We start from the raw sequence: 15,489 nt of genomic DNA, 5'->3' as shown, positions 1-15,489 counted from the left end.
CGAGAAGCGCCGGGGTCAGCGCATGCGGGAGACGATGCCGGTGTCGTAGTCGCCGGAGAGGAACTCCGGGTTCTCCAGCAACTCGGCGAAGAAGGGGAGATTGTTCTTCGGGCCGGCGATCTCGAACTGGGCCACCGCCGCCCTGGCCCGCGCGACGGCCTCCGCGCGCGTCGCCCCGCTGACGATCAGCTTGGCCATGAGGCTGTCGTAGAACGGGGTGACCGTGTTGCCGGCGACGTAGCCGGAGTCGACCCGGACACCCTCGCCGGCCGGCTCGTTCCAGGTGGTGATCGCGCCCGGGCCGGGAAGGAAGCGCTTCGGGTCCTCCGCGTTGATCCGCAGCTCGATGGCGTGCCCGCGCGGCGCGAGCGCGTCCGGGTCGAAGGTCGGGGCCAGGCCGGCGGCCACCCGCAGCTGCTCCTCGACCAGGTCGACGCCGTAGACGTACTCGGTCACCGGGTGCTCGACCTGCAGCCGCGTGTTCATCTCCAGGAAGAAAAATTCTTCGGAGCCGTCACCATCGAAGTCCCGCTGGCGCGGAACCAACAGACACTCGACCGTGCCGGCGTTGCGGTAGCCGACCGCCTCGCCGGCCCGCACGGCGGCGGCCAGGAACCGCTCGCGCAGCTCGGCGGAGACCGCCGGGGACGGGGACTCCTCGACCAGCTTCTGGTTGCGCCGCTGCACCGAGCACTCGCGCTCGCCGAGGGCCACCACCCGGCCGTCGGCCAGGCCGAGGATCTGCACCTCGACGTGGCGTACCCGGGGGAAGTAGCGCTCGATCAGCACCGAGCCGTCACCGAACATCCGCTCGGCGAACGAGCGGACCTTGTCGTACTCCGTGCGCAGCGCGGCCTCGTCGGTGGCCACGCCCATGCCCATGCCACCTCCGCCGGCCGCGGCCTTGACCATCACCGGGTAGCCGATCTCGGCGGCGGCGGCCACCGCCGCGGCCAGGTCGGCCGCCGGGTCGGTGGTGCCGGGCGCGACCGGCACCCCGGCCGCCGCCATCAGGTTCCGCGCATTGATCTTGTCGCCCATCGCGGTGATCGCGTCCGCGCCGGGTCCGACCCAGATCAGGCCGCTGGCCTCGACGGTACGGGCGAAGTCCGCGTTCTCGGAGAGGAAGCCGTAGCCGGGGTGGATCGCCTGGGCGCCGGTCGACTTGGCGGCGGCGAGGATCGCCTCGACGTTCCGGTAGCTCTGCGCCGGGTTGGCCGGGCCGACGCAGACCGCCTCGTCCGCCTCGGTCACGAACGGCAGGCCGGCGTCCGCCTCCGAGTGCACCGCGATCGCACGGATCCCGAGCCGCTTGGCGGTACGGATGATCCGGCGGGCGATCTCGCCCCGATTGGCGACCAGCAGCGACTCGATCATGCTCTCCTCCAGCGTCCAGGGGTGAGGACGCTGTCAGCCAACCACGCCCCCCGGGTTACCCACGAGTTACCCCGACCCACCCCGCGGACTGGGGTCAGGCGGGGTCGGTGGGTGCCAGGAGGGCGGCGAGGGTGGCGCCGCGCAGCAGCTCGGCACGGCGGCGGCGGTCCACCTCGCCGGCGAGGAACGGGGTGGAGTTCATCAGACCGAAAGCGGCGTGGGCGAGCACCCGGGCCTCACCGTCCGGCAGCCCGGGGTGCAGCGTGGTGAGCACGGTCACCCACTCCTCGACGTAGAGCCGCTGCAGCCGGCGGATCCGTCGACGCGGCTCGTCCGGGAGGCGGTCCAGTTCGTGCAGGTGCAGGGCGATCACCGCCGGGTTGGCCAGCGCGAATTCCACGTGGAAGTCGATCAACGACTCCAGGGTCCCGCGCGGGTCGTCCGGGTGGTGGGCGGCCCGCTCCCGGCCACCGGCGAGCAGCCCCTCGCTGACCGGGATCAGCGCGGCGGCGAGCATCGCCTCCTTGCCGGCGAAGTGGTGGTAGAGGGCCGGACCGGTGACCCCCGCAGCAGCGCCGATGTCGTCCATCGACACACCGTGATAGCCACGGGAGGCGAAGAGGCCCACCGCGATCTCCAGGATCTCGTCCCGCCGGGACCGGCGTCGGCCCGCACCCGTCGCGCCGTTCGCCGCGCCCCGCGCCTGCTGTTCCACCGCCACCGGGCCAGCCTAGACCTCGGGCGCGGCGAGGTGGAGGCTCGGTTACCCGTCGGTTGCCTCACGTTGGCTTGACCCTCGACCCGCTTCAGGCCACAGGCTCCGGCGACATGACCGCTTCCGTCCTCGGCCGCGACTACCGGCTGCTCTGGTCCGCCGCCGTCTCCTCCCGGTTCGGCGATGCCCTGCGTACGCCGGCACTGGCCCTGCTGGCCGCCATGCTCACCCGCGATCCCCGGGCCGTCGCCGCGGTGACCGTCGCCGCCCAACTCCCGCCGCTGCTCCTCGGCCTGCTCGGCGGCGCGTACGCGGACCGGTGGGACCGCCGCCGGACGATGGCGGTGGTGGACGGGCTGCGGGCCGCCCTGGTGGCCGCCCTGGCCGGACTGGTCGCCACCGGCCGGGCCGGGGTGGCCGCGCTGGTGATCGCCGCCTTCCTGCTCGCCGCCCTGGGCACGGTCTTCGACGCGGCCTCCTTCGCGCTGCTGCCGTCGGTGGTCCCGCCGGCCGCGCTGCCCACCGCCAACGGCCGCCTCCAGGCCGGCACCGCGGTCGCCGGTGGTTTCCTCGGCGCCCCGCTGGCCGGGGTCCTCTTCGCGATCTCCGCGGCCCTCCCGTTCACCCTCGACGCCGTCACCTTCGCCGCGGCCGCCGTCCTCGTCCTCGCCCTGCGCCGCGTCCCGCCGTCCGACGAGCACCGGAATCGCCCGGCGCCGGGACGGGCGAGCGTGTGGCGGGAGGCCTGGGCGGGGATGCGCTGGCTGCGGCGGGACCCGGTGCTGTGGCGGGTGACCGTGGCTACGGCGGGGTCGAACCTCGCGATCAGCGGAGTCATGGCGGTACTGGTGCTGTACGCGCTGACCGTGCTGCGGGTGCCGCCGGCGGCGTACGGGCTGTTCGCGGCGGGGGCGGTGGTCGGTGGCCTGGTCGGGGCGCTCGGCGCCGGCCGGCTGGCGGCCCGGTTCGGCACCCTGCCCGCGCTGCGCGGGGTGCTGCTGGCGCAGACGCTGGCCCTGGCCGGGTTCGCGGTCGCCCGGCACCCGGTGCCCGGCGGGCTGGCCCTGGCCTGCTTCGCCGCCGGCACCACCGTCTGGAACAGCCTGTGGTCGGCGTACGGGCAGCGGCACGTGCCGGCCGGGCTGCTCGGCCGGGTCGGCGCGGCGCAGCGGACGGTCGGTCTGGTCAGCGCGCCGGTCGGCGCGGCCGTCGCCGGGTTCGCCGGTCAGGTCTACGGGGTGGCTCCGGTCGGCTGGGCGGCGGCAGGAGTGTTCGCCCTGGTCACCGCCGGTGCGTGGCGGACGTTGCGGGAGGGGGTTTCGCGCGCCGAGCGCCGGACGGAGCCGGTGCCGCGTCCCTAGGCTGGACCGGACAGCGACAGGAGGACGGGGTGACGCAATCCGACGATGTCCGTACGCGGGACCGGCAGCGGATGCTGGCCGGCGTGCTGCTCGCCGGGGGCGGCCTCGCCGACGCCGTCTCCGGGGTCACCGACCTGGACGACGACCCGTACGTGGTGATCACCAAGGAAGGGCTCTACCACCTCGACCTGACCGGCTGGCTGTGGGCGCACCTGGTGACCGGGATTCTCATGGTGCTGGGCGGGGTGCTGCTCTTCTCCGGCCGCCGCTGGTCGATCCGGTTCGCCGCGGTGGTGGCGGTGGTGGGCATCGGCCTGCACGTGCTCCTGCTGCCCTTCCGGCCGATCTGGGCGCTGATGGTGATCGGGCTGGCGGTGGCGGCCCTCGTGCTGCTCCGGCGGTGCCGGCGGGAGACGCCGAGCGAACCGGTCAACTCGGCTGGCAGATTTCCTCGCTGAAGGCCGGGTCGGGCACGTGCTTGGCCCGCCAGACCGGGTTGAGCGAGAGCGGCAGCGGCGGAGCGTGCCAGGCAGCGGCGGCGTTCTGGAGCTCGCTGTAGCCGCGCTGCGGCCGGCTGACCGGCTCGCCCTCGAGGAAGTGGACCAGGCGCGCCTGGACGACCGGTGTGGCCAGCAGGCCACCGTGCAGGGCCGGCATCTGGAAGACCGGAACGCGGCTGTACTGGCCGGGAGGCGCCTCGATCGCCGTGGTGGTCGGCAGGAACGCCACGATGCGTACGCCGGGCACCGGGCACATCAGGCCGTTGCGGTAGAAGGGGGCGTTGTCCAGCACCGACCGGATGAACGGCTCCTCCGGCCCGCTGCCCGTGTGGGCGAACGAGTCGAGGACGCCGAAGACGAACCGCAGCTCCCACCCGGCGGCGACGCCCCAGCCGCTGGACGCCCCGGCGGGCGGGTAGTAGGAGCGGCCGGCATTGATCAGCGGGCTGAACATGGCCAGCGTGTCCACGGCCGGGTGCGGCCGGACGGCCAGGTAGGTCCGGGCCACCAGAGCCCCCTCGCTCTGCCCCACCAGCGCCACCGGCCGTCCGGTCCGCCGATGCAGCAGGTCCACCTGGGTGGCGAGCAGCCCCACGCTGGACTCGATCGACCGGTAGGTGTCCCGGGCGGAGTACGGCAGCGGCCGGCCCTGCGGGTCCAGGCCCCGATAGGAGAACTGCTGCACGTTCGGGTCGACGGCCGGCTGCCCGCCGGACGTGCTGCCGTGGCCGTCGAGGAAGATCACCGCGTGCCGGACGCCGGCCGGCAGGGACCGGTCGAGCACCATGGCGCGGCCCTTCGGCGACGTCCCGGGCACGAGCTGCAACACGGGCTGCACCACCACCGGCACGGCGAAGACGAGCAGCACGGCCAGCGGCGCCACCGGCACCCGCGCCCACTTCACCGGGCGGCGCGGCAGCAGGGCGGCCCGCACCGTGCGCTGCCAGAGCAGCCCGTTGATCACCCCGGCGACCGCCGCCACCGGTGCCGACCACCCGGTCGGCGCCGCCCAGACCAGCGCCCCACTCATGGTGAGCACCACGAAGTTGAGCAGGGACCAGCCGACCAACTCGATCGAGGGCAGCCCACGCCACCAGGCGCCGCGCACGGCGGCGCGCTGCAGGAACGGCGCGAGCAGGAACAGCGGCAGCAGCGAGGCGAACAACAGCCAGGAGAGCGCGACCACCGAGGCGGCGATCGACAGGGCCGCCCAGGGCGAGACCACCACGGTGATCACCACGGTGAGCACGAGGTTCCGCCGGATCAGCCAACCCAGGCCTGGCCAAGGCACCTGCCGGGGCCAGGCCAGCGCGACCAGCCCGGTGGTGAGCGATGCCCGGAACACGATGAGCCCGACGAGCCCGACGGCGAAGGTCAGCCACGAGTCGTGGTAGACGAACAGCCATCGCAGGTCGTGGTACGTGTCGTACGGCCAGACCGCGGTGACCTGCGGCGCCAGCCCGTCGGCGGCGCGGAACCCCGAGGCGTCGAGGATGACACCCTCGACGGCCGGCGGCACGGCGGCCAGCACGAGCAGCGCGACGAACCGCTTGTCCAGGCGCCCCACGCCCCCTCCTCGGCGATCCGACGGCTGCTTAGCAGCCTGCCCCGCCGTGCGTGGGCACGGCGGGGCAACGCCGGATTGCCGCCCGGAAGCGTCATCCCCGGGCCGGACGGGCGGTCAGCCGGTGAGGCCGCCGGGCTGATCGCCCTTGACGACGGGGGCGCGGACCAGGTTGCCCCACTCGGTCCAGGACCCGTCGTAGTTGCGGACCTGCGGGTACCCGAGCAGGTGGTGCAGCACGAACCAGGTGTGGCTGGACCGCTCACCGATCCGGCAGTACGCGACCACGTCGTCGGCCGGGCTCAGCCCGAGCTGGTCGGCGTAGATGACACGCAGTTCCTCGGCGGACTTGAAGGTGCCGTCGTCGTTCGCGGCGGACTTCCACGGCTTGTTCACCGCGCCGGGGATGTGCCCGCCGCGCAGCGCGCCCTCCTGCGGGTAGTCCGGCATGTGCAGCATCTCGCCGGTGTACTCGCCGGGCGAGCGGACGTCGACCAGCGGCCGGCCGGCGGCGATGTGCGCCATCACCTGCTCCCGGTACGCCCGGATCGGCGCGTCGTTCCGCTCCGGCACCGGATAGTCGGCGCGCGGCCGGGTGACCTTCTCCCGGGTCAGCTCGCGCCCCTCGGCGATCCACTTCTGCCGGCCGCCGTCGAGCAGCCGGACGTCCGGGTGGCCGAAGAGGGAGAACACCCAGAGGGCGTACGCCGCCCACCAGTTGAAGTTGTCGCCGTAGAAGATCACCGTGTCGTTCCGGCCGATGCCCTTGGCGGCGCACAGCTCGGCGAAGCTCTTCGCGTCCAGGTAGTCCCGGGTCACCTGGTCGTTCAGCTCGGTGTGCCAGTCGACCTTGACGGCGCCCGGGAGGTGGCCGGTGTCGTAGAGGAGCACGTCCTCGTCGGACTCGACCACCACGAGGCCCTCGTCGCCCAGGTGCTCGGCCAGCCATTCGGTGGTGACCAGGCGCTGCGGGTCGGCGTACGACTGGAAGCGTGGATTCGGATCGCTCGGCACAGGCATGAGCCCCAAGGTACGCCCGATCGTCCGGGCACGACCGGCCATCGCGCATCGGGTACGACGGATGTGGCGGGTCGCACGACAGCGCGCACCGATGGTCAGGCGCGGCGCTGCACGAGGCGCCCGGCAACCACTGTGGCCAGGCAGGAGCCGCCGTCGGCGAACACGGCGAGATCGGCCCGACCGCCGGGGGCCAGCGCCGGCGGCCGGACGGCGTCGAGCACCGCGATGTCATTGCGGGCGGCGGCGGCCCGCAGGCCCGGCTCGGCCACGTGCGCGGCGAGCACCGCGGCGGCGCCGCGGCGGAACAGGGCGTGCACCCGCTCGCGCGGGGTGGGGGCGGGCGGCAGCGGCCCGTCGTGCACCAGCGCCGGCCCGAGGGTCCCGGCCCACCGCCGCACCCGCACCCCCGGGTACGCCTCCGTCAGCTCGGCCAGCGGCGCGACCGCCTCGACCCGGTCACCGGACACCAGGACCGCGTGATCCGGCCGGGGCTCGTCGTCCAGGGTCAGCCGCAGCAGCGGTGCGGCGTGGATCGTCCGCACCGGTCAGTCGGCGATCGGCCCGAGCATGGGCCGCTTGGCGGTGACGAAGTCGCCGGAGGAGCGGCCGGTCAACCGGCGCTTGATCCATGGCGCCAGGTGCTGGCCGGCCCAGCGCAGGTCGGCGGCGCGGGCGGCGAGCCACGGGGTCGGCGCGGGGTGCGGCGGCACCAGCAGCCACTCCTCGTCACAGCCCACCCCGAGGGCGGCGAGGACCTGCCCGGCGACCCGCCGGTGCCCGGCCGCCGACAGGTGCAGCCGGTCGGTGCTCCACAGCATCGGGTTCAGGTAGGTGTCGTCGGCGTACAGGTCGACCAGGATGGCGCCGTGCCGCTCGGCGACCTCGCCGACCACCCGGTTGAGCAGGTCCACCCGGGGCGCCACAAGCCGCTGCCCGGGGAGCCGGGCCATCACGTCGGCGAACCGGAACAGGACCACGTCGGCGCCGCTGCCCCGCAGCTGGCCGATCACGGCGTCGAAGCGGGGCACGAAGGACTCCGCGTCGAAGGACCGGCGCAGCACGTCGTTGCCGCCGGCCGCGAAGCTGATCAGGTCGGGCTGCATGGCCAGGGCGGCCGGCACCTGCTCGGCGACGATGTTCGGGAACAGGCGGCCCCGGATGGCCAGGTTGGCGTACCCGAAGTCCGGGCCGGCCTCGGCGGCGAGCCGGGTGGCGACGAGGTCCGCCCAGCCCCGGTACGTCCCGTCCGGATACGCGTCATCCATGCCCTCGGTGAAGCTGTCACCCACCGCCACGAAGCTGCGCCAGCGCACCTGTTGTCCCCCCGGCTACCGGAATTCCCATCGGTGTCGGCCATTCTGGCACCGGAGACGGTCGACCGGCGCTCCTGCCACGTGCGGACGTGGTGCTGCCCACGCCGCCGGTGGCTGACACGGGGCAGAGAACCGGACGCTCGGGCGGAAATAATGGCGCGACCCCAGTCGGGGACGGCCCCTGAGTGGGCGGCGACCCGACGCGTCGGACACGAGCGAGGACGCACGCCATGACCGAGGGACCGCCTGCCGTTCCCCCGCCGGGACACCCCGGACCGTACGCCCCACCGCCCGCCGGGCCACCCGCCCGCCCGGCTCCGCCCGGCACACCCGGGCCGTACGGGCAGCTGCCCTACCCGCCGCCGGGCGGGTACGCTCCGCCGCCGGCACCACCGGCCCGGCGGTCCCGGCGCGGCCTGTGGATCGGGCTCGGCGCGGGGGTGCTGGTCCTGGCCCTGTGCGCCACGGTCGGGCTGGTCGGGCTGGTGTCGTATCTCGACGAGCGGACCGACAGCTCTGCCGCGCTCGACGACCCGAACCCGATCCGGCAGGCGAAGATCGAGTCCTTGCTGGCTGAGCACACCAGGGCGCTCACCAAGCGGGACGAGAAGGCGTTCGTCGCGCCGTTCGACCCGGCCGACAAGGACCTGGTCGCCGCGCAGACCAGCCTCTATCGCAACCTCAGCAAGCTGCCGCTGGCCGACGTCCGCTTCGCGTACCTCCACAAGGGCGAGTTCCGACCGGTGGGCGGCGGGCACGAGGTCGACGTGACGGTGGCGTTCGTGCACCGGTTCGACGGCTTCGACCTCGGCCCGGTCGAGGAGTGGTACCAGTGGACGATCGCCCAGGCCGGCCAGGACGCGCCGCTGAAGGTCATTCGGGCCGGGGGCGTTCCGGAGCAGCGCAGGCGGGACACGGTCACCCACTACCCGGCCCCCTGGGACAAGTGGCGGGACATTCACGTCGAGCGGACGCCGCACACGCTGCTGATCGTCGACGCGTCGCTGCGGGCGGAGGCGCAACGGTACGCCCCGATCGCCGAGCAGGCCGCGGCGGACGACCTGGCCGCCTGGCGGGCCGGCGGGGTGACCGGCGAGACGCCGCCGGGCTTCGTCATCTCCCTGGTCAAGGGGCGGTCCGAGTTGGGATCCCTCTACCGGACCACGAAGGAGACCCCCGCCGAGTCCGGGGTCGCGATCCCGGTGCCGCCGGAGGGTGTGCTCGACGGCGACGAGAACGACCCCGTCGTCGGGGCGACCCGGGTGGTGGTCGACGTCCGCGACGAATACCACTTCACGAGGGGAACCCGCGAGCGGCAGCTGAACCTGTTCCGGCATGAGATCGGGCACGCCCTGGTCGGCCGGCTCACCGGCCGCGCCCCCGGATCCTCGCTCGTGGGCGAGCGGGAGCGATGGGTGGTCGAGGGGTTCGCGGAATACCTGGGCCACGGCCGAAAGCCCTGGCTGACCAGCGAACGCACGGCCAGCTCCCGGGCGGTGATCCGCCAGACCGGCTACCCGTCCTCGCTGCCGGGAGGCCCGGCGTGGGACCTGAAGGGCCGGGTCGAGTACCACTACTGGTTGGGCCACTCGGCCATCGGCTACCTCGTCGAGCGGTACGGGGAGCAGAAGATGTTCCAGCTCGTGGCCGAGCACTACCGCGGCAGGCCGATCGACACCGTGACGCGGGACGTCCTCGGCGTGTCGTACGAGGAGTTCGAGAAGGGTTGGGCCGCCTACCTCAAGGCCGAGGTGCGCTGAACGTCGAGCGGGCCGCCCTCGTGGGGCGGCCCGCTCGGCGGTGGCGCATGCTCAGGGCACGTACGCCAGCAGCGTCATCCGCTGCACCTCCTGGGGTTCCGCCACCTCGCCGATCTGGCGGAATCCGGTGTCCAGCACCACGACCCGGGTCGCCTGCCGCACCAGCACCTTGCCGTCCGCCGCGAACTGGATGCTCTTGATCTCCCCGGTGACGGGCAGCTTGACGACCTTGCTGGTGGTGGTGTCGACCACCGCGAAGCTGCCGTCGTTGCGCGAAACGTCGGTGTTCATCCAGCCAACCGAGACGTACCGGCCGTCCATCGACACGCTCCGCACTCGCCAGCCGTCGTGGTGCGCGGCTTCGGCCTTCGGCGGCGTGTAGTGGTAGAAGTGCCCCCCGCTCCCGTCGGTGGCGTACGGCTTGCCCTCGGAGACCGCAGCCCAGCTACGGCCGTCGGCGGACCACCACTTGAGGGTCTCGTTGCCCGCGTCGCCATCGGCCGGCTTGTTCGCCGCCACATCGATCAGCACCGACCGCCGGCCGTCCTGCACCATCAGCAGGTCGTTGGAGTTCCACACCAGCGAATTGCTGCCGAGGCAGTTGGCTTTCCCCCGGAAGGGCGCCGCCCGCGCGACGGTCCGCTTCCGGGATCCGTCGATCATCGACGTCACCAGGGCGCCGCTGTCCTGGCCAGTGCCGCCCTCCACCCAAGCCAGCCGCTCGCCGTACGGCGAGATGGTGATCGTGTTGCGGACGCAGTGGCCGGAGCCGAGGGGAATCCGCGCGGTCACCTGGTCGACTTCGCCCCGGACGGCGTGGACCACCGCTTCCTGGCCGGTCATCCCCAGGTAGTAGCGCGTGCCGGTGAGCACGGTGGCCGAGGCGTTGGAGTTGCTGGCCGGAGCCGCACTGGCGACGGCTGCCGGGGTGGCGGAGGTCGGAGCGGCGGAGGTCGGAGCGGTGGCCGGAGTGGTCGTTCCTCCGCCGCAGGCGCCCAGGCTCACCGTCGTGATGGCGGCGGCCGCAAGGCCCACGCCGTGGCGGAGGCTACGCGGACGACCAGTGCGGGCGGCGGGGGCGGCGGCGGCGAAAACGTTCACGGTTCCAGTCCTCGGTTTCGATGGCGCAACGGGTTGACGCACTCCCAGACGTTGAGTTCTCAAGGGAGGGTTGCCGTATCGGTGAAGGAATTTTGGGGAACGTTCGAGACGCGGTCCAGCCACGACACAGGCCCCCAGCACCAGGTGCTGAGGGCCTGCTGAGGGCCGTGGCTCGACGGCTCAGGGCACGTACGCCAGCATCGCCATGTTCCGCAACGAGGCGGGCTCGGTGACCGTGCCGAGCGGCGTGAGGGTGCTGTCCAACACGGTGATGCCGGTCGCCCGCTTCACGATCACCTTGTTGTCGATGGTGAACATGACGCTGCGGATGTCGCCGCTGCCCGGCAGGTCGACGACCTTGCTGGTGGTGGTGTCGACCACCGCGAAGCTGTCGTCCCGGCGGGACGGGTCGGTGCCGATCCAGCCGACGGAGACGTAGCGGCCGTCCATCGACACGCTCCGGGCCTCCCAGCCGCCCCATTGTGCGGCCTCGTCCTTCGGCGGTGTGTAGGTGTACTGGCGCAACTGCGTCTCGTCCGTCACGTACGGCTTGCCCTCCGACACCGCGGCCAGCCACCTGCCGTCCGCCGACCAGCACCGATTGGTCTCCTGGCCCGGGTCACCGTTGACCCGCTTGTTGGCCGCCACATCGAACAGCACGGACTGCCCGGTCTTGTTGCGCACCATCAGCAGGCCGCCTCCCTGCCAGCGCAGCGGCCTGCTGTCGAGGCAGCTGACGTCGTCCAGCAGCCTGGTCGCCCCCTGCTCCCCGATCCTGCTGGCCAGGAGCACACCGCTGGTGTCGCCGTCCGTGCTGTCCTGCACCCAGGCCGCCCACGTCCCGTCCGGCGAGACGGTGATGGTGTTCCACTCGCAGCCGTACGTGTCGTACGCGATCTGGCGGACCACCTGGTCCGAGCTGCCTCGGACCGCGTGGATCCGGACCCTGGTGGACGTGCTCTCCAGGTAGTACCGGGTGCCGGCGAGGACGGACGCCGGCTTCGTCGGCGAACTGGTCGGCTCGGAGCTGGTTGACGGGTCCGGAGTCGGGGTGCCGTCGGCCGGGGGCGGGGTGACGGTGGTCGACGGGCCGGCAGGCTGTGGCACGGGTGCCTGCCCGTCGGGCCGGATCGCCAGGGCGGTGCCGGTGGCGGCGGCGATCATCACCAGCGCGGCGGCCGAGGTGGCGACGGCCCGCTGGATGCCGAGCCGGCGGGAGGTACGCAGGGCCCGGTCGCGCAGGTCGACCGGGGTGACCTCCTCGGCCAGGCCGGCCAGGTCGAGTCGAAGGCGGTCGTGGTTCATCGGGCGCTCCCTTCCAGGACGTACAGCTCGGCGAGTTCCGGGGCGACGGTGCGCAACTTGGCCAGGGCCTTCGAGGTCTGGCTCTTGACGGTGCCGACGGTGACGCCGAGCAGGTCGGCGGCCTCGGCCTCGGTGCGGTCCTCGAAGAACCGCAGGACCAGCACGGCCCGCTGCTTGGCGGAGAGCTTCGCCAGCGCGGCGCGGAGGGTGAGCCGGAGGGTGGCCTGGTGGGCGTGGTCGGGGGCCGAGTCGCCTCCGCGCGGCTCGGGCAGGTCGCCCGGCATCGACTCGGCCACCCGGCGCCGCCGCCACCAGGAAACCTGCAGGTGGTACATGATCTTGCGGGTGTACGCCTCGGCGTTGCCGCTGTCATGCAGTCGGCTCCACGAGCGGTGGGTGCGGGCCAGGGCGGACTGGACGAGGTCTTCCGCCAGGTGTTGGTCCCCGGTCAGCAGGTACGCCGACCGCAGTAGTGCGGGGGTGCGGGTTCGCACGAACGAGTCGAACTCACTCAGGAGAGGGTCCACACGAGCCGATCCTTGGGGTGAGGTGTTGCACCATCGTGACGCCTCCCCAGACGCCACTTTGAACAGGCAGGGTTGCCGTCGCGGTTGAAGGAATCTTGGGCGTGGTGGCCGGAGCGCCTGGCGTGATCGGGAAGACGACGTTGCCCCGAAAGGTGGAGGTGCCGGGCGAATGGCCAACAAATTTCCGCCGGGCTCCCACTCTTATAAAGCGCCTGAATGCGGCCGGACGCCGAGCAGCCGGAGGAGTGCACGCCCCATGAGTCAGGAAACCAGGACCGAGCAGGCTGGACGCACTGGTGGCAACCAGTCAGCCCGCCAGAACAAGCTCACCAACGAGGACGGCAAGATCATGATTGCCGAGAACGTGGTACAGAAGGTCGCCGGGATGGCGTGCCGGGAGGTGGCCGGCGTCCACGCCATGGGCAACGCTGGCACCCGCGCATTCACGGCCATCCGGGAGCGCATTCCGGGCAGCAGCGGGCCGAACGTGTCCCAGGGGGTCGGCGTCGAGGTCGGCGAGACCGAGGCGGCGGTCGACCTCGACGTCATCGTCGAGTACGGGGTCAGCATCGCCGATCTGGGCCGGAACATCCAGCGCAACGTGAAGACGGCCGTCGAACGGATGACCGGCCTGAACGTCGTCGAGGTCAACATCAGCGTCGACGACGTGCACCTGCCCGAGGCCGATGGCCAGCGGCAGGGTCAACAGCAGCAGCCGCGGGTGTCATGACCGCCACGCCTGGCCGGCGCGACGCGGTGGTCGACGGCGTCGACGTGGATGCCGTGGCGGCCGCGGTCTGCGCCTGTCCGGACGTGGTTGGCCTGACCGCGGGTTGGGTGGGGGGCCGGGCCACCTACCTGCCCGGCCGTCGGGTCGAGGGGGTGGCCGTCGACGCCGACGCCGTGGTGGTCCAGGTCCGGAGCCGGTGGGGGGTCACCGCCGGCACACTGGCCGGCCAGGTCCGGTCGGCGGTGGCACCGCTGGCGGCCGGCCGTCGGGTCGACGTGGTGGTCGCAGATCTGGAGGACCCGCCGCCGGCCGGGGCGGACGGGGGCCGCGGTGGGGGTAAGAACCTCGTCGGTCCGTGACCGGTACACACCGGTGATCCGCGTGCCCGCCTGTCGCGCCCGTGCGATCCGCCGCCGGACGGCGCTCATCGCTTCACAGTCGATACAGCATGATGGGAGGAGACGACCGCATGACCAAGTTGACAGGGTCCGTCGTCGGCCTGGCATTGGGTTTCGCCCTGGCATTCGGCAGCTTCGGTCAGATGCTGATCGTCGCGCTGTTCGCGGCAATCGGCTACGGGGTGTCGAAGTTCTTCGCCGGCGAGGTTGACCTCGGCGCGTACGTCCAGGGCCGGCGGACCAGCCGGTGACCGCGGTGACCGACGCCCCGGCCGGCGGGTCGGCACCGGCACACGGTGATCTGGGCTGGCTGCACATCCACGACCGGGTGGTGGAGAAGATCGCCGCGCAGGCGGCACGGGAGGTCGCCGAGGCCGGCAGCGCACGGCCGCGCGTGCTCGGGCGGTCCCTGCCCGGCGCGGGTCGCTTCGGCATCCGCCGTGCCGACCAGGGCGCTGCCCCGACGGCGTCCGCGGCCATCGAGGGATCGGTGACCCGCATCGAGTTGTCCATCAGCGTCCGCTGGCCGGCATCCATCCCGGAGGTCACCGCCCGGGTCCGCGACCGCGTCCGGACCCGCGTGTCGGACCTGACCGGGCTGCGGGTCCAGGAGGTGGGAATCACCGTCACCGACCTGGTCACCGACCGGACCCCGGCCAGCCGGGTGCACTGAATCGGGGCCCCCGTGAGAATCACCAACCGTCTGTTCGCGTTCCTGTTGAGCCTGGCGCTGACCCTCGGCGCCGTACTCGTGTTGATCGAGATCGTCGCCTACGCGGTCGGGGCGAAGGCGATCGTGATGAACTGGCCCGGCCTCTACCGCTGGGCGTCCGGCACCACCTGGGGCAGCGGGATCGTACGGCTGGTCGGTGTGGGCCTCGCCGTCATCGGGCTGCTGCTGCTCGCCGCGCAGCTCAAACCCCGCCGGCCCCACCGGCTGCACCTGCAGCCCATCGATCCCGCCACCGACGCCGCCATCACCCGGCGCGGCCTGGCCCGGACGCTGCGGGACGCGGCCATCGAGGTGGAGGGCGTCCACGACGCCCACGTCACAGTCGGCCGGCACCTCGTGCGCGTTCACGCCGAGGTGCTCGACGGGGCGGCACCCAACGGGGACTACCTGAACGGCGCGGTGGCCTCGGCCGCCCAGCACCGCCTCGACGCCCTGCGCCTGGACCCGGCACCGACCCTGTCCGTGCGGATCAGCAAGGAGGAGCTGCAGTGATTCGCGCCGATCGCCTCAACCGGATCGTGCTCACCCTGCTCGCGTTGGTGCTGCTCGCCGCCGGTGTCGCGATCCTCCTCGCAGGCGCCGACGTGTACGGCCGAGGCTTCAGCCGGCGGCACCTGCTCGACAACCCGGCCACGCGCTTCGTCGGTGCCCACGGCGGCTGGTTCTGGCCGGTGGCGGGCGTGGCAGCCGCGATCGTCGCGTTGCTCGGCCTGCGCTGGCTGGCCGCCGTCGTCACCACCGAACCCGGCCAGCGGCGCATCAACATCGGCACCAACGGCGACAGCGGACGGACCGTCCTCGACTCCGGTGCGCTCGCCGACGCCGTCAGAGCGGAGGTCGAGGACTGCCCGGGCGTCGACGAGGTCGACACCAGGCTCTCGGGGAGCCCGTACACTCCCCGCCTCGCGCTGACCGTCACGGCCGATCCCGACGCCGACATCGCCGCGCTGCGCGAGCGGCTCGAAGCCCTCGTGTTGCCCCGCATCCGCTACGCCCTCGGCAGACCGGACCTGCCCGTCACCCTCGATCTCACCCAACGCACCCGCCGACGCATTCGAGTGGGCCTGCCGTGAACCTCGCGCGAG

18 protein-coding genes are annotated in these 15,489 nt (G+C 72.8%); 9 read left to right on the top strand and 9 right to left on the bottom strand.

All coding sequences use genetic code 11. From position 1 onward, the window contains the following. Positions 1 to 15 precede the first annotated feature (15 nt). Positions 16 to 1,377: a biotin carboxylase N-terminal domain-containing protein gene (locus tag ABZ783_RS04320; protein ID WP_357434472.1), complete on the bottom strand. Its 1,362-nt coding sequence runs from the start codon at positions 1,375 to 1,377 to the stop codon at positions 16 to 18. A 94-nt stretch (positions 1,378 to 1,471) separates the two neighbouring features. Then, positions 1,472 to 2,098, bottom strand: coding sequence for a helix-turn-helix domain-containing protein (locus tag ABZ783_RS04315; protein ID WP_357434471.1), 627 nt, complete (start codon positions 2,096 to 2,098; stop codon positions 1,472 to 1,474). Between the two features lie 107 nt (positions 2,099 to 2,205). Between ABZ783_RS04315 and ABZ783_RS04310 the strand changes: the two genes are divergently transcribed. Next, the gene (locus ABZ783_RS04310; RefSeq protein WP_357434470.1) at positions 2,206 to 3,453 is read left to right on the top strand and encodes an MFS transporter; all 1,248 of its coding nucleotides are present in this window, start codon (positions 2,206 to 2,208) and stop codon (positions 3,451 to 3,453) included. Between the two features lie 29 nt (positions 3,454 to 3,482). Then, positions 3,483 to 3,911 (top strand): hypothetical protein, encoded by a 429-nt coding sequence (locus ABZ783_RS04305; RefSeq protein WP_357434469.1) that lies wholly within the window; start codon positions 3,483 to 3,485, stop codon positions 3,909 to 3,911. On the opposite strand, the gene ABZ783_RS04300 is transcribed toward ABZ783_RS04305, so the two are convergent. The 4 genes from ABZ783_RS04300 to ABZ783_RS04285 form a co-directional block, all read right to left on the bottom strand. After that, positions 3,883 to 5,520 (bottom strand): hypothetical protein, encoded by a 1,638-nt coding sequence (locus ABZ783_RS04300; RefSeq protein ID WP_357434468.1) that lies wholly within the window; start codon positions 5,518 to 5,520, stop codon positions 3,883 to 3,885. The genes ABZ783_RS04305 and ABZ783_RS04300 overlap by 29 nt on opposite strands. Positions 5,521 to 5,634: 114 nt before the next feature. Beyond that, positions 5,635 to 6,537, bottom strand: coding sequence for a sulfurtransferase (locus tag ABZ783_RS04295; protein WP_357434467.1), 903 nt, complete (start codon positions 6,535 to 6,537; stop codon positions 5,635 to 5,637). Positions 6,538 to 6,632: 95 nt separating this feature from the next. Continuing rightward, a complete protein-coding gene (locus ABZ783_RS04290) occupies positions 6,633 to 7,079 on the bottom strand; it encodes a hypothetical protein (RefSeq protein ID WP_357434466.1) in 447 nt (148 codons plus the stop codon). Between the two features lie 3 nt (positions 7,080 to 7,082). After that, positions 7,083 to 7,850 carry an SGNH/GDSL hydrolase family protein gene (locus ABZ783_RS04285; protein WP_357434465.1) on the bottom strand — a complete coding sequence of 256 codons (768 nt, stop codon included), beginning with the start codon at positions 7,848 to 7,850 and terminating at the stop codon, positions 7,083 to 7,085. A gap of 230 nt (positions 7,851 to 8,080) precedes the next feature. On the opposite strand from ABZ783_RS04285, the gene ABZ783_RS04280 reads away from it, so the two are divergent. Then, the gene (locus tag ABZ783_RS04280) at positions 8,081 to 9,610 is read left to right on the top strand and encodes a hypothetical protein (protein ID WP_357434464.1); all 1,530 of its coding nucleotides are present in this window, start codon (positions 8,081 to 8,083) and stop codon (positions 9,608 to 9,610) included. 51 nt (positions 9,611 to 9,661) lie between these two features. Here the strand turns inward: ABZ783_RS04280 and ABZ783_RS04275 are convergent, their stop codons facing one another. The 3 genes from ABZ783_RS04275 to ABZ783_RS04265 all read right to left on the bottom strand — a co-directional run bounded on the left by ABZ783_RS04275 (position 9,662) and on the right by ABZ783_RS04265 (position 12,543). Further along, a complete protein-coding gene (locus ABZ783_RS04275) occupies positions 9,662 to 10,711 on the bottom strand; it encodes a hypothetical protein (RefSeq protein ID WP_357434463.1) in 1,050 nt (349 codons plus the stop codon). A 180-nt stretch (positions 10,712 to 10,891) separates the two neighbouring features. Continuing rightward, on the bottom strand, positions 10,892 to 12,016 hold the full coding sequence (locus tag ABZ783_RS04270) for a hypothetical protein (RefSeq protein WP_357434462.1): 1,125 nt from the start codon (positions 12,014 to 12,016) through the stop codon (positions 10,892 to 10,894). Continuing rightward, the gene (locus ABZ783_RS04265) at positions 12,013 to 12,543 is read right to left on the bottom strand and encodes a SigE family RNA polymerase sigma factor (RefSeq protein ID WP_357434461.1); all 531 of its coding nucleotides are present in this window, start codon (positions 12,541 to 12,543) and stop codon (positions 12,013 to 12,015) included. Before ABZ783_RS04265 ends, ABZ783_RS04270 begins: the two co-directional genes overlap by 4 nt. A gap of 169 nt (positions 12,544 to 12,712) precedes the next feature. Here ABZ783_RS04265 and ABZ783_RS04260 point away from each other — a divergent pair, with 169 nt between their 5' ends. The 6 genes from ABZ783_RS04260 to amaP all read left to right on the top strand — a co-directional run bounded on the left by ABZ783_RS04260 (position 12,713) and on the right by amaP (position 15,477). Further along, positions 12,713 to 13,273, top strand: coding sequence for an Asp23/Gls24 family envelope stress response protein (locus ABZ783_RS04260; RefSeq protein ID WP_357434460.1), 561 nt, complete (start codon positions 12,713 to 12,715; stop codon positions 13,271 to 13,273). Further along, positions 13,270 to 13,632 carry a hypothetical protein gene (locus tag ABZ783_RS04255; RefSeq protein WP_357434459.1) on the top strand — a complete coding sequence of 121 codons (363 nt, stop codon included), beginning with the start codon at positions 13,270 to 13,272 and terminating at the stop codon, positions 13,630 to 13,632. The genes ABZ783_RS04260 and ABZ783_RS04255 overlap by 4 nt, the downstream gene beginning before the upstream one ends. A gap of 110 nt (positions 13,633 to 13,742) precedes the next feature. After that, positions 13,743 to 13,922 (top strand): hypothetical protein, encoded by a 180-nt coding sequence (locus ABZ783_RS04250; protein WP_357434458.1) that lies wholly within the window; start codon positions 13,743 to 13,745, stop codon positions 13,920 to 13,922. After that, on the top strand, positions 13,919 to 14,344 hold the full coding sequence (locus ABZ783_RS04245; RefSeq protein WP_357434457.1) for an Asp23/Gls24 family envelope stress response protein: 426 nt from the start codon (positions 13,919 to 13,921) through the stop codon (positions 14,342 to 14,344). The genes ABZ783_RS04250 and ABZ783_RS04245 overlap by 4 nt, the downstream gene beginning before the upstream one ends. A 12-nt stretch (positions 14,345 to 14,356) precedes the next feature. After that, positions 14,357 to 14,896, top strand: a complete 540-nt coding sequence (locus tag ABZ783_RS04240) for a DUF6286 domain-containing protein (RefSeq protein ID WP_357434456.1) — start codon at positions 14,357 to 14,359, stop codon at positions 14,894 to 14,896. Then, positions 14,893 to 15,477, top strand: coding sequence for an alkaline shock response membrane anchor protein AmaP (gene amaP, locus ABZ783_RS04235; RefSeq protein ID WP_357434455.1), 585 nt, complete (start codon positions 14,893 to 14,895; stop codon positions 15,475 to 15,477). The genes ABZ783_RS04240 and amaP overlap by 4 nt, the downstream gene beginning before the upstream one ends. The last annotated feature ends 12 nt before the right edge of the window (positions 15,478 to 15,489 follow it).

The organism is Micromonospora sp. NPDC047738, assembly GCF_040642675.1.
Lineage (GTDB): Bacteria > Actinomycetota > Actinomycetes > Mycobacteriales > Micromonosporaceae > Micromonospora.
This window is presented reverse-complemented; position numbering and strand designations above follow the sequence as displayed.